This is a genomic window from Microcoleus sp. B4-C2, assembly GCF_036705265.1.
GTDB lineage: Bacteria > Cyanobacteriota > Cyanobacteriia > Cyanobacteriales > Microcoleaceae > Microcoleus.
This window is the reverse complement of record NZ_JAUBUB010000108.1, coordinates 1-20952: the sequence shown is the minus strand read 5'-3', so window position 1 is coordinate 20952 and position 20952 is coordinate 1. Positions and strand designations below refer to the sequence as shown.

Annotated in this window: 12 protein-coding genes; 4 read left to right on the top strand and 8 right to left on the bottom strand. The window is 47.0% G+C overall.

Annotated features, from left to right (window positions below; genetic code table 11):
- Window positions 1–259: hypothetical protein (locus tag QUB20_RS24350; protein ID WP_333291709.1), on the top strand; the 259-nt coding region annotated here is incomplete at its 5' end.
- Between the two features lie 18 nt (window positions 260–277).
- Here QUB20_RS24350 and QUB20_RS24345 read toward each other — a convergent pair.
- On the bottom strand, window positions 278–997 hold the full coding sequence (locus QUB20_RS24345; protein ID WP_333247671.1) for a metal ABC transporter ATP-binding protein: 720 nt from the start codon (window positions 995–997) through the stop codon (window positions 278–280).
- A 66-nt stretch (window positions 998–1063) separates the two neighbouring features.
- Here QUB20_RS24345 and QUB20_RS24340 point away from each other — a divergent pair, with 66 nt between their 5' ends.
- Window positions 1064–2164 carry a metal ABC transporter solute-binding protein, Zn/Mn family gene (locus tag QUB20_RS24340; RefSeq protein ID WP_333241514.1) on the top strand — a complete coding sequence of 367 codons (1101 nt, stop codon included), beginning with the start codon at window positions 1064–1066 and terminating at the stop codon, window positions 2162–2164.
- Window positions 2165–2277: 113 nt separating this feature from the next.
- On the opposite strand, the gene QUB20_RS24335 is transcribed toward QUB20_RS24340, so the two are convergent.
- The 3 genes from QUB20_RS24335 to QUB20_RS24325 form a co-directional block, all read right to left on the bottom strand.
- The gene (locus QUB20_RS24335) at window positions 2278–2538 is read right to left on the bottom strand and encodes a DUF7219 family protein (RefSeq protein WP_333055966.1); all 261 of its coding nucleotides are present in this window, start codon (window positions 2536–2538) and stop codon (window positions 2278–2280) included.
- 289 nt (window positions 2539–2827) lie between these two features.
- A complete protein-coding gene (locus tag QUB20_RS24330) occupies window positions 2828–2995 on the bottom strand; it encodes a metallothionein (RefSeq protein WP_333055965.1) in 168 nt (55 codons plus the stop codon).
- Window positions 2996–3158: 163 nt separating this feature from the next.
- Window positions 3159–4328 (bottom strand): RNA-guided endonuclease TnpB family protein, encoded by a 1170-nt coding sequence (locus tag QUB20_RS24325; protein WP_333247690.1) that lies wholly within the window; start codon window positions 4326–4328, stop codon window positions 3159–3161.
- 128 nt (window positions 4329–4456) lie between these two features.
- Between QUB20_RS24325 and QUB20_RS24320 the strand changes: the two genes are divergently transcribed.
- Window positions 4457–4867 (top strand): metalloregulator ArsR/SmtB family transcription factor, encoded by a 411-nt coding sequence (locus tag QUB20_RS24320; RefSeq protein ID WP_333247669.1) that lies wholly within the window; start codon window positions 4457–4459, stop codon window positions 4865–4867.
- Between the two features lie 128 nt (window positions 4868–4995).
- Here QUB20_RS24320 and QUB20_RS24315 read toward each other — a convergent pair whose 3' ends face one another.
- The 4 genes from QUB20_RS24315 to QUB20_RS24300 form a co-directional block, all read right to left on the bottom strand.
- Window positions 4996–5193: a heavy-metal-associated domain-containing protein gene (locus tag QUB20_RS24315; protein WP_333107044.1), complete on the bottom strand. Its 198-nt coding sequence runs from the start codon at window positions 5191–5193 to the stop codon at window positions 4996–4998.
- 361 nt (window positions 5194–5554) lie between these two features.
- Window positions 5555–6415: a 3-deoxy-7-phosphoheptulonate synthase gene (gene aroF / locus QUB20_RS24310; protein ID WP_333247667.1), complete on the bottom strand. Its 861-nt coding sequence runs from the start codon at window positions 6413–6415 to the stop codon at window positions 5555–5557.
- A gap of 546 nt (window positions 6416–6961) precedes the next feature.
- On the bottom strand, window positions 6962–9223 hold the full coding sequence (locus QUB20_RS24305) for a phosphodiester glycosidase family protein (RefSeq protein WP_333247665.1): 2262 nt from the start codon (window positions 9221–9223) through the stop codon (window positions 6962–6964).
- Window positions 9224–9338: 115 nt separating this feature from the next.
- Window positions 9339–14831 carry an AAA family ATPase gene (locus QUB20_RS24300; RefSeq protein WP_333247663.1) on the bottom strand — a complete coding sequence of 1831 codons (5493 nt, stop codon included), beginning with the start codon at window positions 14829–14831 and terminating at the stop codon, window positions 9339–9341.
- A 1139-nt stretch (window positions 14832–15970) separates the two neighbouring features.
- Between QUB20_RS24300 and gltB the strand changes: the two genes are divergently transcribed.
- Window positions 15971–20743 carry a glutamate synthase large subunit gene (gene gltB, locus QUB20_RS24295; protein WP_333247661.1) on the top strand — a complete coding sequence of 1591 codons (4773 nt, stop codon included), beginning with the start codon at window positions 15971–15973 and terminating at the stop codon, window positions 20741–20743.
- The last annotated feature ends 209 nt before the right edge of the window (window positions 20744–20952 follow it).

Below are 20952 nucleotides of genomic sequence, written 5' to 3'. Positions count from 1 at the left end.
CACAGGCGGGACGGCTGTGCCACAATCCACTTCACAGGCGGGACGGCTGTGCCACAATCCACTTCACAGGCGGGACGGCTGTGCCACAATCCACTTCACAGGCGGGACGGCTGTGCCACAATCCACTTCACAGGCGGGACGGCTGTGCCACAATCCACTTCACAGGCGGGACGGCTGTGCCACAATCCACTTCACAGGCGGGACGGCTGTGCCACAATCCACTTCACAGGCGGGACGCCTGTGCCACAATCAATTTTAAAGATAAATCTTTTTTGGCTTACGCTGACACTAAACTTAAATCGTATCCATAGGCTTTTTGAATATTGGCTGCGGTGAGCACTTCCTGGCAGGAACCGCTCGCAATTAACTGCTTGTTGAGCAATAATAAATTGTCGTACTGTTTTAACGTTTCGCCTAAATCGTGGCTGATTACTAGCAATGTTTTATTTTCTGCTTTTAGTTCGGCAAAAATATCGAAAATAATTTCTTCGGTTGCTTTGTCGATCGCGTTAAAAGGTTCGTCGAAGAAGAATAAATCGGCTTGTTGGGCGATCGACCTTGCTAAGAAAATCCGCTGCTGCTGTCCGCCAGACAGTTCGCCAATTTGTCGATCGCGCAAATCCCACATTCCCACCCTCCCTAAAGCAGCTTTCACCAATTCTTGCGACTGCTTCGAGGGGCTGCGAAACCAGCCAGTATTAACGGTTCGCGCCATCATCACCGCATTCCACACCGTAATCGGATAATCCCAGTCAATTTGCGATCGCTGCGGCACATAAGCCACCCGCGATAACTGCTGCTTCAACAACCGCCCCTGATATTTCACCAAACCGCGACAAGCCGGGATCAATCCCAGCATCGCTTTCACCATCGTGCTTTTCCCCGCGCCGTTGGGGCCGAACACACCCGTTAATTGTCCGGGATCTAACTGGAAATTCACGCTGTTGAGGGCTGCAATTCCGCGATAATTGACAGCCAAGTCTTGCACTTCTAGCATAATTAGAGATTTTGAGAACGATTCTTGTTCGTAGCTACTACAATAGGATAACTCGAAAAAGCAATAATGATTATCGTTCCAAAGGTGAAAATGTTAAAGAACTTGCCTGGAAAAACCCGCAGATTGTGCGGTGCCACTGTTTTGGCAATTGGCTGCGGGCTGGTTGGCTGCAGTGGAGGACAGAACGCAACCAATCCGGTGTCAGAGAGTCCCGCCGCAACTCAAACTCCAGCCAGTCCCGCCGCCAACTTGCCAAAAGTCGTGGCCACGACTGGCGTTATCTGCGACATAACTAAAGAAATCGCTCAAAGTTCGATCGACACCACCTGTCTAATCAAGCCGGGAGACGACCCCCACGCCTATCAAACTAAGCCGGAAGACCGCAAAGCGATTGAAACCGCAAATCTGATTTTATACGGCGGCTACAACCACGAACCCAGCATCATTAAGTTAATTGAATCTAGCAGTAATTCCGCACCCAAAATCGCCGTACACGAACTCGCAGTTCCCAAACCGCTGATAGGCGAACACGAGCACGAACACGGCGAAGAGAAAGCGGAAAATGAAGCCCATGCAGAAGGCGAAAAAGTCCCTGATCCTCACGTTTGGCATAACCCTCAAAATGGCATCCGTATGGTAGAAACAATTCGCGACCAATTGATCAAAGTTTCTCCCACCAATGCTCAACTTTATACAAAAAATGCAGCCACCTTAACAGATGAGTTGCAAAAAGTAGATACTTGGATCAAAGCTCAAATTGCGACTATTCCAGCCCAAAAACGCAAGTTAGTAACAACTCACGATGCTCTGAGTTACTATGCCGATGCTTACGGTTTGGAGATGGCTGGAGCTTTACAGGGTGTGACGACTGAGGAACAGCCCACCGCCGCAAGAATTGCCGAATTATCCTCAGAAATTAAGAGTACAGGAGTGCCGACTATTTTTGCCGAAACTACAACTAATCCGAAGTTGATGGAGACTGTGGCGAGGGAGGCAAATGTCAAAATTTGGGACAAAGAACTTTACAGCGACGAGTTGGGCGGCCCCGGCACCGGTGCTGATACTTATCAGGGAATGCTGAAAACTAATACTTGCACGATTATTTCTGGCCTCGGTGGCAATTGTACTTCCTTTGCAGGAGAAACTGCACCAAATCCCAAACCATAGACTTTCTAAAGTTCGCCTAGCAAGCACCTTACCTTTGCTGGATACGCAGCAAAACGCAGCGTTTGCAATCGCAGGGGTTTTCGATTGCAAACGCTGCGTTGGCTGCGATGACTTTAAGGTGAATTTTGCTCCTCCGTACTGGGGGGGTTTTGGCCAATTCCCAATTGCTTCTTAGAGGATTTTAAGTCTTTCCAAAGCATCTTAATATCTTTATAGGCTTTCTCAGCACTAATTTTCCCCCCTGTTTCCAGCGAGCAAATATAAGTTATTTTTTGAGCAAACTCCTGCAAGTTGGCATTAAACGCCAAGTTTTCTGGCGTGAAATCACCGTAGTAGCGATTGCGAGGATGTAAAAAATCTTCCCGCTCTTTCATTGCCCCCTCCTAATTTAACTTTTGGTATTCAACTTTTGGTTCGGTCTCTGCTGTTAATAGCACTATTTGTACTCTGTATCGCGGCGCCAACTTGCTTCTATTGTATTGCGTAAGTAGCAATTGTGCTTTTTCGCTCTGTATTTAGTCTATTAATGCAGTCTTAACCTTAAGTTAGCTTTATTTTAACTTTTCTTTAACCTAAAAGCAAAAAAATTGGGAAATGCGCGGTTCGCATCTCCCTTTAGAGATATTTGGCAGTGGGTGATTAACCTTTTCTGAAGCCGAATATTTATTTGTTGCACTCGCAGCCTGTATGGCCGCAGCCTTGGCCGTTGGGGTGTCCGTCAGCGCAAGCACTGGAACAATATGTTTTGCCGTCTTTTTCAATGGCTTCGCTGGGACTGACAACGCACGAACATGAAGGGCAGGCACATTTTGTTTGGGTGGCGGTAGTCATTTGAGCTTCTCCTGGTGGGGTTGTTTGTCTATACTTATATATGAACACATATTCAGATATAAGTCAAGGGAATGTAAAAGTTTTGTTACAAAAGGTTTGCCGATCGCACTAAAATGAAATTGGCATCCACCCCGCCCTGAAGTGCGGGGATTCCCAATCATCACTAATTGGGTTTCTGCTTCATAGCACCAGCCTTCCGAGACTTACTCTCTTCGGGTCTTACAGTTGCTCCACAGACTGAAACGGCTAGCCCAGCCGCCAAAATATTCTTTGCCGCATTGATATCGCGATCGTGGTTTGTCCCGCACTTAGGGCATTCCCATGCGCGAATATTCAAAGGCAATTTCTCAACAATGTGACCGCAGTTTCCACAGCGCTTAGAACTAGGAAACCAGCGGTCTATTTTTATTAAATTTCGCCCGTACCAATCGCACTTGTAGCTTAGTTGGCGAATCAGTTCACTCCAACTAGCGTCACTAATAGCCAGAGCTAACCTATGGTTCTTTACCATATTTTTGATAGCCAAATCCTCAACTATAATCGTTTGGTTTTCACGAACGAGTTGAGTCGTTAGCTTATGAAGAAAATCCTTACGCACATCGACTATCTGTGCGTGGACTTTTGCCACCTGTCTCCGGGCTTTCTCTCGATTGTTGCTTCCCGGATGTTTACGAGCTAAAGCTTTTTGCTTTCTTTTCAACTTTTTCCGAAGCTTTTTAAAAGGCTTGGGATTGGAGATTTTATCGCCGTCGCTAGTAGCAATCAAACTTGTAATTCCCACATCCAATCCGATAGTTTTATCTGTTCGGGGAAGTGGTTGGATTGTGTAGTCATCTACCAATATAGAGACAAACCAAAGTCCAGCGGGTGTTAATTTCACCGTAAGAGTAGAGGGAATGCACCCTTCAGGAATTTGTTTGCTCCAGCGAATAGGTAATGGCTCATTACATTTAGCCAAAAATACCTGCCCGTTTTTCCAGCGGAAGGCAGATTTGGTAAATTCAGCACTACCGCCGTTATGCTTTTTCTTGAAATTAGGATACTTGGCTCGTCCTGCAAAGAAATTGGTGAACGCTGTTTGGAGGTGGCGCAGTCCTTGTTGAAGAGGCACGCAGCTAACTTCATTCAAAAAATCAAGTTCTTCCTCTTTCTTCCAGTTCGTTAGCATAGAGGAAGTTTCGCCGTAGCCAACTCTTTCTTGGCGTTCGTACCAAGATTCTGTCCGGTAAGCCAAAGCCTTGTTGTACACTAACCGAGTACAACCCATTGTCCGTCGCAAGAGTTTTTCTTGCTCGGTGGTGGGGTAGATTCGGTAGCGATAGGCTTTTTCCATATCGTCACAGTCTAACACGTCTTTTGTGATAGAGTTGGCTGAGTGTTGTATATTTTTGTCAAGCCGTCCTATAAGGACGGGGTTTCCACCCAGTTTTTTTGATGAGAACTAAAACCAGCCTGGAAAAGATGTCACCCAACTCTGCTGTTAATGGAGCGATAAGTCAGCCTCACGAACAAAACGATACACCAACGTGCGATCCATCGCACCTAGTTGACTGTTGGCGGGTCGGGGACATCCAAACACAAGTTCTCAACACCGCAAAAGCTCAGCGGATGGCTGAGTTTTTCAGTCTTTTGGGAGATGCGAATCGCCTACGGCTGCTGTCGGTTTTGGCAAAACAAGAACTGTGCGTGTGTGACTTAGCTGCGGCGTTGAGTATGAGCGAGTCAGCAGTATCGCACCAGTTGCGGGCATTGCGGGCGATGCGGTTGGTAAGTTACCGCAAGGTTGGGAGACAAGTTTTTTATAGTTTACTCGATCGACACGTTTTTGAACTTTACCAAGCCGTCGCCGAACACTTAGACGAAGCAGATTAAGCTTTTGGGCATTGGGCATTGGGCATTGGGCATTGATAATGGATTTAAAATTCTGTAGGGGCGACTTTTACGAATAATCTCGGCCTAAGACCAATAATCTTGTAAACTCGCCCCCACCCAACTAGATATTAATCTTGGACGGTGTGGCCCGTAGCAACAACCGCCTGTGTAATTGACTCTTCAGAAGCTTGAGCTTCTACTGTAACAGTCTTAGCTGCGACATCCACATTGACAGTAGCCTCGGAGTCAACAGTTTTGATGGCTTTGGTAATTGTATCACCGCAGCCGGAGCAGACGATCGAGGGAACGTTAAGTAGTATTGCCATAATTAAGCAAATTTTCGTAGATGACAGTATTATTTTTTATTTTAATCTAAATTCGTGAAACACGTGCTTTCGCCGATTTCGGCAGGGGTTTAAACCCCTGCCTCAAAGCTCAATTCGGTTAAAACTGATATGTTGCACCATTCTCAATTAACCTTTTATGAACAGGCAAGATGCCTGTTCCACAAAAGATAAATTTTATTGTGGAACAGGCCGGAAAGCCTGTTGCTGACGCCTGTTCCACAAAAGATAAATTTTATTGTGGAACAGGCCGGAAAGCCTGTTGCTGACAATGGTGCAAGATATCGGTTAAAACCGACTGTAGAGTTTGACGTTAAAAGTTATAGATTATTTCCTACCAATATCACTTCCAACTTAATACCTCTGAAGGCACATTAATCTCCGGTATGCACCGGCCAACGGCGGCGGCTACAGGCCGTAAACTCGCAACTAAATCTACCATATCTGGTAAAGAAAGAGCTTGCCGCGCGTCAGAAACCGATTTTTCTGGTTGCGGGTGACATTCAATAATTAATCCGTCTGCACCGCAAGCAACCGCTGCTTTGGCGAGTGGTGCGACTAATTCTCGCTTGCCGACGGCGTGAGAAGGGTCTACAATTACTGGCAAATGAGTTAACTGTTTCAGTGCTACGACTGCACCTAAATCTAATACATTCCGGGTGTAATTGTCGAAGCTGCGGATGCCTCTTTCGCAGAGAACTACATGAGGATTTCCGTGACTGACAATGTATTCGGCGGCCATCACAAATTCTTCGATTGTGGCTGACAAGCCGCGTTTTAGCAAAACTGGTTTTCCGGCTTGACCGATCGCCTTTAGTAACTCGAAGTTTTGCATATTCCGACTGCCTAATTGCAGCATATCAGCATAGGTGACAACTGGCTCAATTTGGGCGATCGACATTACCTCTGTCACCACGGGCAAACCGTAACGCCTGCTGACATCGGCTAAAATTTCCAGTCCCTCAATTCCCATCCCTTGGAAAGAATAGGGAGAAGTGCGGGGTTTGTAGACTCCGCCTCGCAAAGCTTGCACGGATGCGGCGGATAGTTGGCGGGCAACTGTTTCCATTTGTGCGGAACTTTCTACGGTACAGGGGCCACCGATGATTAATAATTCTGTGCCGCCGACTGAGACTGTTTCTGAAAGTTTGACAATTGTTTGGTGTTCGGGATGAGATTTGGTTACGAGTTTGGCTTCTAACATGAGGATATTTTCCAGGGAAATTAAGTGGGTGGTTGACAACAAAAAACCCGGAACTTTTAGGAGTTCCGGGTTGGTGCGAAAAGACAGCGCGACAATTTACCCAGAACTCTTGTTGGGCCAAAAATAAAAGCTGTTGTACCAGTTACTGAATAATGTCATTGCTGTTTTCGCTTGTACTCGATTGGTTGTTGGGAAAAAAACTAGAAAAAACAAAACCGCAGGTGTTAATCTGCGGTTCGCCCGGATGTTCACAGTGAATTGCAAATTCACTCCGGGCGAACTTGGCTGTACCAAAAATAAAAATAGCTGTTGGCTGTGAACTTGGCTGTGAACATAGGTTGAAGTGCTGCGATTTGTGGATCAAACACAATACTATTCGACAAGCTAGCACAGGGAGACTGGGATGTCAAGATATTTTTAGCAAAAGATTTGTAGATGCCGCGGCGGTTGGAAACCGCGGCGACAAAGACGAAACCTGCGGAGGTGGACTTTGTTTGTGTAGTAGCGGTTTCTAACCGCTGAGAATTAATGTCGAAAATTAACTACTTATGGTTGAATGAAAATACCGATCGCATTATGAACTCTCGCAGCAGTTGACGGAGGTCGATCGAGCAAACTACCTCCCAAATACAAACTCGTCGAACTTCCCCCATCCAAATTTAAAGCATCCACAGCACCCATTTGCTGCAAAATCTGCGCCAGTTCTGCGAAATTTGGCCCCGCCCCGCCCGCGCGATTGTGCACCGCTACAATCAGCAAATTCCCCGCAGCATTTCGCCCGATCGCACTTCTAATTGCTGTCTGTCTAACAAACGCATCGCTAAACCCTTCCGCCTTAGCATCCAGCACAACTTGACTGTTTTGTACCAACACCGGGCCGCCGCCGATAATGTAAGGAAAACGGTTGAAATCAGCAGGAAAAGTGTTAGTTTCCAAACGCAATAAAGTGCCGATAGAGAGTTCAGATGCCGGGAACAAATCGGCACGCAAAGCCAAAATATAACCGTTAGCTGGAATGGGAAAAGTTGTTGTTCCCGGCGCACCTCCGGGGGATTGGCTGACAACTCTATCGCCCGCAACTGTCACAATTACTTCATTGCCAGACAGCGGAGTATAAGTTGTTCCCCAATCAGAATTGTAGCGACCGATTCCCGGTTGTACGTAGGCACTATTGAGATGAGAAACAGGCAAAAGTTGATTGGCCGGAGTCATCACAGTTTCTTGCAAAGTTAAACGATCGATCGCAAATTCTCCCCGATCGTTCCACGCGATCGCCCCCCGGTTCAATATCGGCCCGGAAAGCCATTTATTGTCGCGCCGAATTGCCCCTAAAGCTAAGCGATTAATTCGATTAAAAAACCCTGCATTAATCGCCGCAGCAGCACCGGAAACTTCGGCTGTTTCCAATAAAGGTGCAGTGCCTCGATCGGCAGGCGGATTGCTGAGAATTGGTCGAATTTTCACACCCGCTTGACGCGGATTAACTTCTAACCAAACTACCGGAAAACGATCGGTTCCTAAATTTTGATACTGCTGCCGCCACTGCACACCGGGCGCCCAAACGATGTTTTTTTCTACTAGCGAATCTGGCCGAATGTCGATAACTAATCGATTGGGATTTCCCAGGCCCAAAACTTGCGGCCGCCAACCTAAAGGAATCTTCACTTTGACTTTGGTTCGATCTCCGTCAGGTTCGACTTTTAGTGATAGCAATTGTTGGCTGGTTTGAAAAGTTTCCTGAAGTAACGCCGGATCGACTTTGGCATCGATCGCGATCGACCATTCTTGACCGGCGATCGGCGCTGCGGGCGTTATTGGCAGCGGGAGAGCGGGTTTGGTCGGGTCGTCTGGTGTTTCGAGGTTTGGCGCTGCACGGAGGTTTGGCAGTGGGATAGCGGGCTTTGTGGGGTCGTCCGGGGGGTTGGGTGTGGGTGTCGGCGACGGGATTGGTTTATTGACAAAGTTGACTTGCCAAGGGGCGGGTCGATCGATATCTACTACAATGCGATCGCCCGATTCTATTTCTGCTTGCCGAATTCCGGTAACACTTGCAGTTTGAGATGTAATTTTGAGAATATTCCCATCAGCAGATATCTCCCAGCCCGCAAGTCTAGCAAAATCCGTAACATCTAAGTAACGATACGGGCCTGTTGCCCGCGCTGCTAAGCTTTGAGCACCGGTTAAAGATACCGAAAACCACTGCACAGGTTGTTTGGTACTGTCGGCGCTGCTAAGCAAATCCACTCCCGCACCTTGCATCAATCCAACATCAGCAATCCAAGTTCGGAAATTCGCAGAAGTGCTGTTTGCCTGCTGCTGAGTCCAACTTAGGGGGAGAATGCGGCCGTTTAGAGAAACTTGGCGGCCTTGTTTGATTCTGGAATCTGGCGGTAGGGATTGAGTCAAAAACTTATATTCCGACAGGGAATGAATTCCCTGTCTCATAGCTGAAGTCCTCTCAAGAGGACTATCGGTCAATATTTCAGTCGGTTTCAACTGAGATATTGCACCATTCTCCAGAACAGGCAAGATGCCTGTTCCACAATAAAATTCATCTCTTGTGGAACAGGCATCTTGCCTGTTCATAAAAAGCTTATTGACAATGGTGCAAGATGTGAGTTTCAACCGACTTTCGCTATCAGCCAGGGAATTCATTCCCTGGCGGGATCTCGAAGCATGAATCAAGCCAGCCCTGTCCCCCTCTTGTGCTCTTGCGGGTTGATTCCAGACTAAAGACGGGACGATCGCCAGTACGGGTAAAATCGAGACTAACAATATTAGACGCCAATAGAAAAAATTACGTTTCACAGCTTACAACTCACAATTTCACTTCTAAACGCATGGGGATTTAGAAACCCGGAAAATCCGTATGTCTCTTCTTACTCAACGGCACTAATTGCCCTCAAGCCCTACTACACAAGGCTCACGCCGGAATAGAAATCACAAACTCCGAACCCTCCCCCAAAGAAGAATTCACGAGTAACGTACCTCCATGTTTTTCCACCACAATTTGATGGGCGATCGACAATCCTAATCCAGTTCCTTGACCCACAGGCTTGGTTGTGAATAAGTGGTTAAAAATATTTTCTTGGACTTCGTTCGACATCCCCACTCCATTATCCTTAATCCGAATCAAAACCTGATTGTTGTCTTCGCTCAGAGCAGTTTGAACCGTGATTTGATTAGGTAGGGCTTTAATTTCACTAAAACTCCGCCCCTTATTGGACTCCTCCAGAGCGTCAATAGCATTAGCCAGTATATTCATAAATACCTGGTTTAACTGTCCGGGAAAGCATTTCACTAGGGGCAAGTTACCATACTCTCTCACAACTTCAATGGCAGGGCGGAACTCGCTGGCTTTTAAACGGTGCTTGAGAATCAGCAGAGTGCTTTCGAGTCCATCGTGAATATTGAAAGAAACTGGTCGATCGCTATCTGCCCTCGAAAACGTTCTCAAACTTGTACTGATATTGCGAATGCGCTCGACTCCTTCCTTCATAGAGCCAATCAATTTGGGCAAATCTTCTCGCAAATACTCCAAGTCCATATCCTCTATTTCGGCTTCAATTTCCCCTCCCGGATTGGGAAATTTTTCTTGATACAAATCAATCAAATTGAATAAATCCCCCACGTAGTCTTGAGCAGGTTGCAAGTTGCCGGCGATAAAGCCTACGGGATTGTTAATTTCGTGGGCTACCCCTGCGACTAAATTTCCCAGAGCCGACATTTTTTCACCCTGCACCAATTGCAGTTGCATCTGTTTGAGATTCTGAATAGACTGCTCCAGTTTTTGGGCATAATCCTGAGATTGTTGATAAAGCTGTTGAGATTGCTGATACAAGCGGGCGTTTTCCAGCGAGATGGCAGCTTGGGAGCAGAGGATGTTGAGGAGGGCGACGCGATCGCCAGTGAATGCCCCTGTCGTCAGATTATTTTCCAAATACAGAATTGCCATCATTTTGCCTTGATGGATAATCGGAGTACATAGGATGCTCTTAGGTTGGTGCTGCTTGATATAGGGGTCAGAACTAAATATTAATTCAGTCTTGACATCATCGAAAACTAGGGTTTTATTGCTACGTTTAACGTAATTAATCACAGTCTGGGGAATTGATTCGCTTTCCTCAATCCCAATAGTTTCTTGCAGAAGACAGCCTTGGCGATCGCTACAGTGGACGGCAATTTTCCAGTTGTCGTCTTCTTTTAAAATTAATACTCCTGTTTGAGCGCCTGCATTCTGAATCGCCACTTCCATCAGGGTAGTGAGCAATTGTTCCAGCTTAATTTCGCTAGACAAAGCTTGATAAGCTTTGATAACAGTTGGTAAATCTATGACTGTGGTACTCGTACTGCCAGCAATTGTTTGGCGATGACTAGAAATCAATGAAGTCTCATGGGAGGTAGTACCTTTCTCCAATGAACGAGCGTTTTCCTGTTTGAATATAGGAGCCAGAAGTTCGGGATAGCGTTGTTCTAGAGCGTCGATTTTTGCTTTCGCTCCCCAACGAGCATAAGCATAGTAAGCATCTATTAGATATACCTGGCCAACTTTTTCTTTCCCCCATGCCAGGTAGAATTTAGCAGCCAATTCATTCGCCAGAGCTTCTTCGTTGAGATAACCGTTTTCTTTAGCCAGAAAAATGGCGCGATCGTATGCCTCCATCGCCTGCACATTTTCACCCAGCACTCGGAACATTTCGGCTTCCACTAGGTAACATTTGTGCGAAAAATTCATGGGGGCGTGATGTGCCCATTTATGAAGGGTTTCCTGGTTGCTTTTCACTTTTTGCAGATGTTCTTGTTTCTCTTGGGATGAACCCACATCGCTACAAACTCCCAGCCGTGCTAGAGAGTCATAAAAATAGAACATCGGCACATTGAGCATACCCGTTACCGCGTCTAAATAATGTTCGGCTTGCCGAGCATTTTCTAAAGCTTGCTCGGCTTCTCCAAACAGGTAACACACAAGCAGTTTATGGAAATAAAAATAGTGGAGTCCGTTGCGATCGTTTGCTTGGATGTGAAAGGGGAGCATTGTTTCTTCATTGTAGGCATCTCCCACAAATTGACAGGGGTTTTCCGATCGCCCCAGCAGATTTAATAAAGCCTGATGAACGATTTGAGTATAATTTAACGCTGCTTCTTGTTTAAATTGAACCAGCGCATTGCAGTAAGTCGCTACCTCCTCTTCGAGTCCGGCAATTTCCCGACCGATTAAATATGAATATTGAGAGATTTCTTTGGCTGAATATCCTAATTCTAGCTCTCCTGTTTCCAGTCCTCTGGCGTAACCCTCTTTTAAAAGAGGGATGGTTTCTTTAACATGATGTTTACCATGTATGATGTGAACCCCTACTGTATAGTATACTTTGGTTTTGAGGTAATTAGCATTAAAAAAATCAACAATATTTAACGCCAATTGCCCAAATTCAAACCCTGTTTCAATGTCTTGAACTACACCGCTTAATACCAATCCATACAAGCCGTAAGCAAAAGCAGATAAGGGCGCATTGCCATAAATAACCGACAAATGAACCATTTCGACAATAACCAGTGGCAGGAGAAGTGGAGCCGTGATGTAGGCTGGAGAAACTAAACCTGATAAAATTCGCAAAGCTGCTTGCTTTTGGAGATTTTCCATTTCTGGCAAATCAATAAAGTCCGCAATTTTTTTCCCGGCAAAAAGTGAAGCCGTTTGTTCTAGTCCCTGCTGAATATCTGCCGGAGTTGGATTTTCGGGAAAGCAGATTCCCAAGAGTTTGAGAACTGCTAACCCCATTTCAACGGCTTGTTTAGGTTTAACTTGCGCCGTACAAGCAGAAAGCTCGATTTCATAAACTTTCACCTTATCCAGCAGCGTTTTGGCATTGTGCAGGACTAAAGCTGCTAATTCCTCCATTTCCTGAAAATCATAGCTCAGGTATGCAGTTTCTGCCCCTAATACGTGCAGTTCCAGGGCGGTTTCATAGTGAGTGTGCCAGCTATCGGGAGCTAGGATTTCCCTGCCAAAACTTAAATATTTGCGGGCCGCAGCATAAGCAGTAGAACTCTTCGCCTTGCGTCCAGCGATTAAATTCAGCTCAGCCAGTTGGTAACGCTCGGTTGGCTCGGTAATTAAATCAACACCATAATTCAACTGGTTGACTATATTAAAAATTTTCTCTTCCCTTTCGGTTGTTGGAGTATTAATCAACAAAAGTTGACCAATATTGAGGTGAGTGGATTGTTTATGGGATTCTGGAATCAAAACGTAAGCTGCTTGCTGTACGCGATCGTGCAAAAATTTGTAATAACAGGAGTCGGGATTCTGGAACCACGAGTCAGAAGTATTGCTTTCTTCTTCTGAATTCTGATTTGTGAATTCAAACTCCTCTGAACTGAAAAATTTATAAACTTCAGTTAGTGGCAGAATCAACCCTGCTTGCAAAGCTGGCCACAAGTTGGCTGCCGTATCTGAAGAAGATTTTTCACACACTACCGCCAGCGTTTCTATATCAAATTCGTTACCAATGCAGGCAGCTAACTTTAAAACTTCTTGCGTCTGGATTGGCAATTTTTGCAATTGAATCGCCATGAACTCGACAACATCATCGGTCAGGGCTAAGGTTCGCACGGTCGCAATATCGCACTGCCAATACCGCTCGTCAAAATTAAAGGTAATTAGCCCATCTTCATGCAAAGATTTGAGGAATTGTGTGCTAAAAAATGGATTGCCTTGGGTTTTTTGATCTACGAGTTCTGTTAAGGGCATAGCCAACGCTCTAGAACAAACTAAAGTATCGGCAATCAAACAATTCAAATTGACGCAATCGAGCGGCGCGAGGGTAATGGTGTTAACTGTGGCTCCGGTTTGTTGAATGTCGGATAATGTCACCACCAAAGGGTGTATGGGACTGACTTCGTTATCTCGATACGCTCCAATTAACAAGAGATACTGCCGATCGCGATCGCTCGTCAAAAGTTGAATCAACTTTAATGACGCTGAGTCTGCCCATTGCAAGTCATCTAAGAAGATGACGAGGGGATGTTCTTTGGTTGTGAAGAGTTGAATGAAGTTCTCTAATAACCGATTGAAGCGATTTTGGGCAGCACTGCCCGAAAGTTCTGGTGCGGGTGGTTGCTCTCCGATAATCCGTTCTAGTTCGGGAATTACCTCAACTATTACCTGAGCATTCTCGCCCAACGCTGTCAGAATTTGAGTCTTCCACTGTTCAACTTTCGCATCTGTTTCGCTCAGCAATTGCTTCATTAAATCGCGAAAAGCTTGTACAAAAGCTGAGAATGGTTGGCTGCGTCCAAATTGGTCGAATTTGCCTTTGATGAAGTAGCCTCTCGCTGCGACAATCGGTTTGTGAACTTCGTTGACGACGGCGGTTTTGCCAATACCTGAGAAGCCAGCCACCAGCATCATTTCCGCACTTCCTGCACTCACGCGATCGAAGGCTGCCAGTAGGGAGAATACTTCGTTCTCTCTACCATATAATTTTTCGGGAATGATGAAGCGATCGCACAAATCTCGCTGCCCTAGTTTAAAAGAGGCGATTTCTCCAGTTTTTTGCCATTGGTACAAACAAGTTTCCAAATCAAACTTGAGTCCGATCGCACTTTGATACCTATCTTCAGCATTCTTCGCCATCAGTTTGCTAACAATTTCAGATAGCACCAATGGAACGTTATTGTTGAGGTGATGAACAGGGATAGGCTGCTTGGCAAGGTGACAGTGTACTAACTCTATCGGATCTTCGCTTTGGAAAGGCAACTGTCTCGTCAGCAGTTCGTAGAATGTGACTCCCAGAGAGTAGAAATCTGTGCGGTAATCAATGCCTCGGTTCATTCGCCCAGTTTGTTCGGGAGATATGTAAGGTAAAGTGCCTTCGAGGAGGTTGGGATTTTGAATTTCTTGGGTTTGGCGCGGCAACAGAGAAGCGATGCTGAAGTCAATCAACTTAACTTGTTTGCTGACAGGGTTAATTAAAATGTTCGCCGGTTTGAGGTCTTTATGGATGACGTGGTGGCGATAAAGTCCATCAAGCGAGTTGGCAATTTGAATTGCAATGGGAAGAAACTCGTTAATGGGCAAGCCTTCCAGAGGTTCCTTGCTGGCGAACACTAAACTAGCGAGGTAGCTATTTAAGGAAATTCCGCCAAAGTCTTCCATCACCAGAGCATAGTGGTTATGGTAAGTTTCCAGGCTGTATGCCTTGACAGTGCCGGGTATCTCTAAGTTTTTAGTAATGACAAACTGATTGCGGAAGTGAACCAATTCGTGGAAGCGCGGAAAGTCATTTCGCAGCAGTTTTATCACTACGGGCTGCTGATCGGAAGACCGACGGGCACGATAAACTAGAGTTCGATTGCCTGCGTATATTTGCTCGTTAATCTGATATCCTCGAAAAATATTTGTTATGCTAGCCATATCTACGTATTCCTACTGCTTCTGTCAAGCCTGAAGCTTTTTAGAGTTACTATCTACTATTTTCGCTCTATCGGCCGTGCTATTGATTAACTCTACTTAGTTTAATCTACTTTGTAGCTCAAATTATGAAAGCGCGATTTTCAAAACAAGACTTAATATTTTACGTAAGAGATATTGATACAGGAGTTGAGGCTAAGTAGAAAATGAAGGATTATAACGCTAATCCAATGACAGCCGTTCATTAAAGAGGAAGTTGATAATCTAATTAATAGGATAAAAAATAGGGTGAAAAATCCTTATCTAGCTAAGTTAATTAACGAGGCGTCTTGGTATTAGTTCAATGTCTGAATTAAATATTTAGATCAAGTATTTAATTCAGACACGGTTACGGTTAGAAATCCTGCATCAGCAAACCGCCTCAACGAATCAAGAATCAAGCGCGTCTGTAGACCTGAGAGTGTCAAAAACGTTTGTGGGTAAAAAAATACCAAATAGGCTTAGGGAGAACTGTCAACCTTTTTCGGCTAGGCATCTTAGTCTGGGTTCTGGACGATCGCTTATAAGACTTGCACCCCAACTCTGACTGTAATGGGTGAAATTTTATCAATTTTTTGATAAACTTGATGTTCGCGGCCCGAGAGTTGACTGCACAATAAGACAGGTTTCACCAGTTGTGAACCGCGCTGCTACATTGCACCTACCGACTGAGCGGGCAGGTGGCTTTTGTGTCTGCGGGCGCTGACGAAAGCAACTCAACAGCGCAGCAAGCAAAATTACGCTAAAGTTACTATCTACCTGAGCCCGCAAGGCTACCCTTCCGAACTCAGGAAAAACCCACACAAAAAACTAGATCGCCTGCAATGTATCTAGTTGCAGGGCGGCGATTTCCCAAAGAATCACAGCTTTTTAACAGCAAGGTATTCTAGGAGACATCTCCGAGGCGATGCGAGCGAGATAATTTGAAATCTGCCAACAGGGTTTTAGTGCTAAGTACAGGCAGCATCGACGTAAATTTTTATCCAATCAGCTTCCAATGTGCTGTCTTAAAGTTTACTAGGCTCCCACCGCTCGGCAGCCTTCTCTCTCCGAGCTATAAAAACACATCAACCACACAATCACGGAAATAACATTCAATCAACATGGGTAACACGATCGATCCAAACAGAAACGTGCATCAAACAGAGCGAGGAACTCCATTCGCCGGCCAAAGCTGGTTAGTGGAAGAAAGAGATGCCTGCGGTGTGGGGTTTATTGCCAACCAAAGCGGCGAAGCTACGCACTCGATTATTGAAAAAGCGCTGCCAGCTTTAACTTGTCTGGAACATCGCGGCGGTTGCAGCGCCGACCAAGATTCTGGCGACGGTGCAGGTTTAATGACCGCGATTCCTTGGGAATTGCTGGATACTTGGTTCGCCGAACAGGGAATTGTGCCTCCCGCGCGGGAAAACTGCGGCGTGGGAATGCTGTTTCTGTCTCAAGATAAATTTCAAGCGACTATAGCGCGGCAGGTGGTTGAGCAAGTTCTGACCGATCGCGGGCTGAAACTTGTGGGATGGCGCAAAGTTCCCATTGTACCGTCGGTTTTGGGCGAGCAAGCGCTAGAAAATCAACCTCAAATCGAACAAGTAATAGTCAGTTCACCGCACTTAGCCGGAGACGAACTCGACAAACATCTATTTTTGGCGCGCCGCACGATCGGACACGCGCTGTCAAATCGCCCCAACTTCACCCGCCAAGACTTTTATACTTGCTCTTTCTCCTGCCGCACGATCGTCTATAAAGGCATGGTGCGATCGGCCGTACTGGCAGAATTTTACCCAGACCTGAAAAATCCCGCTTATAAAAGCTCCTTTGCCGTTTATCATCGGCGCTTCAGCACCAACACGATGCCCCGCTGGCACTTAGCCCAGCCGATGCGCTTGCTGGGACACAACGGGGAAATTAACACGCTGTTGGGCAATATTACCTGGATGAGGGCGCGACAAGCGAATTTAGCTCACCCGAATTGGAGTCAAGCTGATATCGACACGTTTAACCCAATTGTCAATCCCGAAAGCAGCGATTCGGCAAACTTGGACAACGTGATGGAGTTGTTGGTACACTCCGGTCGCACCCCCCTGGAATCCCTGACAATTCTTGTGCCCGAAGCTTACAAAAATCAGCCGGATTTGGCTCCTTATCCCGAAATTGTCGATTTTTACGAATATTACAGCGGCATTCAAGAACCTTGGGACGGCCCCGCACTGCTGGTATTCAGCGACGGCAAACAAGTAGGTGCTACGCTCGATCGCAACGGTTTGCGGCCGGCCCGCTACTGCATTACTAAAGACGGTTTGGTAATTGTGGCCTCCGAAGCCGGAGTTGTCGATATTCCCGAAGCAGATATTGTCGAAAAAGGCCGTTTGGGACCAGGACAAATGATTGCAGTTGACCTGCAAACCCAGGAAATTCTCAAAAATTGGCAACTCAAGCAGCGGATTGCTAAGCGGCACCCCTACGGCGAATGGCTAAAACAAAACCGCGAAACCTTGGAACCGCAGCCTTTTGCCGAAACAGCAACCCTCGACTCGCAAACGCTGTTAGCAACCCAAACTGCTTTTGGTTATACAGCCGAAGATTTGGACATGGTAATCGTCGAGATGGCGAGTTCTGGGAAAGAACCGACTTTCTGCATGGGCGATGACGTTCCCTTGGCTGTGTTGTCAGAAAAGCCTCAGTTGCTGTACAACTATTTCAAACAGCGGTTCGCTCAAGTGACAAATCCGCCGATCGACCCCCTGCGCGAGGGGATGGTGATGTCGCTGACGATGAATGTGGGCCTGCGGGGCAATTTACTGCAAGCAGTGCCAGAAAATGCTAAGCGGCTGAAAATTGATTCGCCCGTACTCAACGACGCTGAACTGTCTTTCTTGAAAGAGCAAAAGTCTTTCCTAGCTACCGAACTGTCAACGCTTTACAAAATTGCTGCCGGGCCAGGAGGTTTGAAAACCGCAGTCGAGCAACTTTGTCAAAAGGCGGCTGCTTCGGTGCGCGAGGGTTCGAGAATTCTGATTTTGAGCGATCGACCATCGAAGGAAGAAGGAAGAAGGAAGAAGGAAGAAGGAAGAGGGGAGAAGGAAGAGGGAGATTTATCTAATGTGGGATTGAGTGCTGAATGTACTTATATTCCGCCATTCCTGGCAGTTGGCGCGGTTCACCACCACTTAATTAGCGTCGGCTTGCGGATGCAAACTTCGCTGGTTGTGGATACCGCCCAGTGCTGGAGCACTCACCACTTCGCTTGTTTGCTCGGTTACGGTGCAGTGGCTGTTTGCCCTTATTTGGCATTGGAAAGCGTGCGCGCTTGGTGGTCTGACAGCAAGACTCAAAATTTGATGCAGCACGGCAAAGTTCCCAATATTACAGTGACACAGGCTCAAGCTAGATACCGCACAGCGGTGGAAAACGGCTTGCTGAAGATTATGTCGAAAATGGGGATTTCGCTGCTGTCTAGCTATCAGGGGGCGCAAATCTTTGAGGCGATCGGCATTGGCGGTGATTTGCTCGATTTGGGCTTCAAAGGCACGGTTTCTCGGATCGGCGGTTTGAGTGTGGCGGAACTGGCTAACGAGGTAATGTCTTTCCACAGTCAGGCTTTCCCAGAATTGCACCTCAAAAAGCTGGAAAATTACGGCTTTGTGCAGTACCGGCGGGGTGGTGAATATCACAGGAACAGCCCGGAAATGGCTAAGGCTTTGCACAAGGCTGTGACTACTTTTAAGGCTCAGACTAACGGTAACGGTAACGGCGCCCAAGCAAAAACTTCCACCACGGTGGACAAAAATGGTGAAAGTGCCTACGACCATTACGAGGTTTACAAGCAACAGCTAGAAAATGGTCCGGTAACGGCTTTGCGGGATTTGCTGGATTTCCAGAGCGATCGCCCTTCCATTGCCATCGAAGACGTAGAATCTGTAGCAGATATTGTCAAACGCTTCGCCACCGGCGGTATGTCCCTCGGCGCTTTGTCCCCGGAAGCCCATGAAACGCTAGCCATTGCCATGAACCGCATCGGCGGCAAATCCAACTCCGGCGAAGGCGGCGAAGACCCGGTGCGCTACAAAGTGCTAAATGATGTGAGCGAGGCCGGTTTATCACAAACGCTACCTCACTTGAAAGGTTTGCAGAACGGCGATACAGCTTCTTCATCCATCAAACAGGTAGCTTCGGGACGCTTCGGGGTGACTCCTGAGTACCTGATGAACGCCGAACAAATCGAAATTAAAATCGCACAAGGTGCGAAACCAGGTGAAGGCGGTCAATTGCCGGGGGCGAAAGTGAGCGAGTACATTGCTTATTTGCGCCGATCGAAACCGGGTGTCACGCTGATTTCGCCTCCTCCTCACCACGATATTTATTCGATCGAGGATTTGGCGCAGTTGATTTTTGACTTGCACCAAATCAATCCGAAAGCAGGAGTTTCGGTGAAGTTGGTGTCGGAAGTCGGAATCGGGACTGTAGCCGCTGGTGTCGCCAAGGCAAATGCTGATGTGATTCAAATTTCCGGCCACGATGGCGGGACTGGTGCTTCGCCACTGAGTTCGATTAAGCACGCAGGTTCTCCGTGGGAACTCGGTTTGACAGAAGTTCACCGGGTGCTGATGGAAAATAAATTGCGCGATCGAGTTTTACTGCGCGTTGACGGTGGCTTTAAAAGCGGCTGGGACGTGATTGTAGGCGCTTTGATGGGCGGCGAAGAGTACGGGTTCGGCACGGTGGCAATGATTGCAGAAGGCTGCATTATGGCTCGGGTTTGCCACATGAATAGTTGTCCGGTGGGCGTGACAACTCAACAAGAACACTTGCGGAAACGGTTCCCCGGAACGCCGGAACACGTTGTTAATTTCTTCTATTTCGTAGCACAAGAAGTGCGGAGTTTGTTGGCGAAATTGGGTTATAAGTCGATCGCAGATATCATCGGCCGCGCGGATTTGCTGAAAATGCGCGAGGGGGTGCAACTAACTAAAACCCAAGCGATTAATTTGGATTGTTTGACCAAGTTACCGGATACTAAGAGCGATCGATCTTTCTTGGTGCACGGCGACGTACACACCAACGGGCCTGTGTTAGATGACGATTTGCTGGCGGATGCTGAGATTCAAAGTGCGATCGCCAATCACGGCACTGTTAGCAAGAGTGTAAAATTGGTGAATACTGATCGCACTGTAGGCGCACGTTTAGCAGGTGCGATCGCACAGCAACACGGCAACACCGGCTTTAGCGGTCAAATCACCCTCAATTTCACTGGTAGCGCCGGCCAAAGCTTCGGCGCATTCAATTTGCCGGGGATGACGCTGGTACTGTCAGGCCAAGCCAACGACTACGTTGGTAAAGGGATGCACGGCGGCGAAATCGCGATCGCACCGCCGGCTGGTGCGACTTATGATGCTTCCGAAAATGCGATCGTCGGTAACACTTGTTTGTACGGTGCGACGGGGGGAACTCTGTTGGCTGCGGGTAAAGCTGGCGAACGGTTTGCGGTGCGTAACTCAATGGCGAAAGCTGTGATTGAAGGTGCGGGCGATCACTGCTGCGAGTACATGACTGGCGGCGTGATTGTCGTGTTAGGAAAAGTCGGCCGCAACGTCGGGGCTGGAATGACTGGCGGCTTGGCTTATTTCCTCGATGAAGATGGGACTTTCCCGGCTCACGTCAACGGGGAGATTGTGAAGATGCAGCGGGTTTGTACGGCGGCTGGGGAGGCGCAATTGAAGGAGTTGATTGAGGCTCAGTGCGATCGAACTGGCAGCAAGAAAGCTGAGAAGATTTTGGCAAATTGGGCTGAATATTTGCCTAAGTTCTGGCAAGTTGTGCCGCCGAGTGAAGCGAATTCGCCGGAGGCTTCGGAACAAAAGATTGCTGTGGAAGTGTAATTTTCTAGCTGGTTGGTTGGTTAAATAGACATCTCCAATAATTATTGTGGAACAGGCATCTTGCCTGTTCAAGACTACGTTTTTTGGAGATGTCTAATAGATGAGGGGCGACGCGAGTTGCCCCTTTTTTAATTTAGGAATGAGAATTAAATAACTTCCACAAGTTTGTGGGATGGGCGTCCCGCCCGTCCTTTTTGGACGGGCGGGAC

Excerpts from the sequence above, each read along its gene's own strand:
- gltB (WP_333247661.1), top strand. The coding sequence starts at position 15,971 with ATGGGTAACACGATCGATCCAAACAGAAACGTGCATCAAACAGAGCGA.
- QUB20_RS24300 (WP_333247663.1), bottom strand. The coding sequence starts at position 14,831 with ATGGCTAGCATAACAAATATTTTTCGAGGATATCAGATTAACGAGCAA.
- QUB20_RS24330 (WP_333055965.1), bottom strand. The coding sequence starts at position 2,995 with ATGACTACCGCCACCCAAACAAAATGTGCCTGCCCTTCATGTTCGTGC.
- QUB20_RS24335 (WP_333055966.1), bottom strand. The coding sequence starts at position 2,538 with ATGAAAGAGCGGGAAGATTTTTTACATCCTCGCAATCGCTACTACGGT.
- QUB20_RS24325 (WP_333247690.1), bottom strand. The coding sequence starts at position 4,328 with ATGGAAAAAGCCTATCGCTACCGAATCTACCCCACCACCGAGCAAGAA.
- QUB20_RS24320 (WP_333247669.1), top strand. The coding sequence starts at position 4,457 with ATGTCACCCAACTCTGCTGTTAATGGAGCGATAAGTCAGCCTCACGAA.
- aroF (WP_333247667.1), bottom strand. The coding sequence starts at position 6,415 with ATGTTAGAAGCCAAACTCGTAACCAAATCTCATCCCGAACACCAAACA.
- QUB20_RS24340 (WP_333241514.1), top strand. The coding sequence starts at position 1,064 with ATGATTATCGTTCCAAAGGTGAAAATGTTAAAGAACTTGCCTGGAAAA.
- QUB20_RS24345 (WP_333247671.1), bottom strand. The coding sequence starts at position 997 with ATGCTAGAAGTGCAAGACTTGGCTGTCAATTATCGCGGAATTGCAGCC.
- QUB20_RS24315 (WP_333107044.1), bottom strand. The coding sequence starts at position 5,193 with ATGGCAATACTACTTAACGTTCCCTCGATCGTCTGCTCCGGCTGCGGT.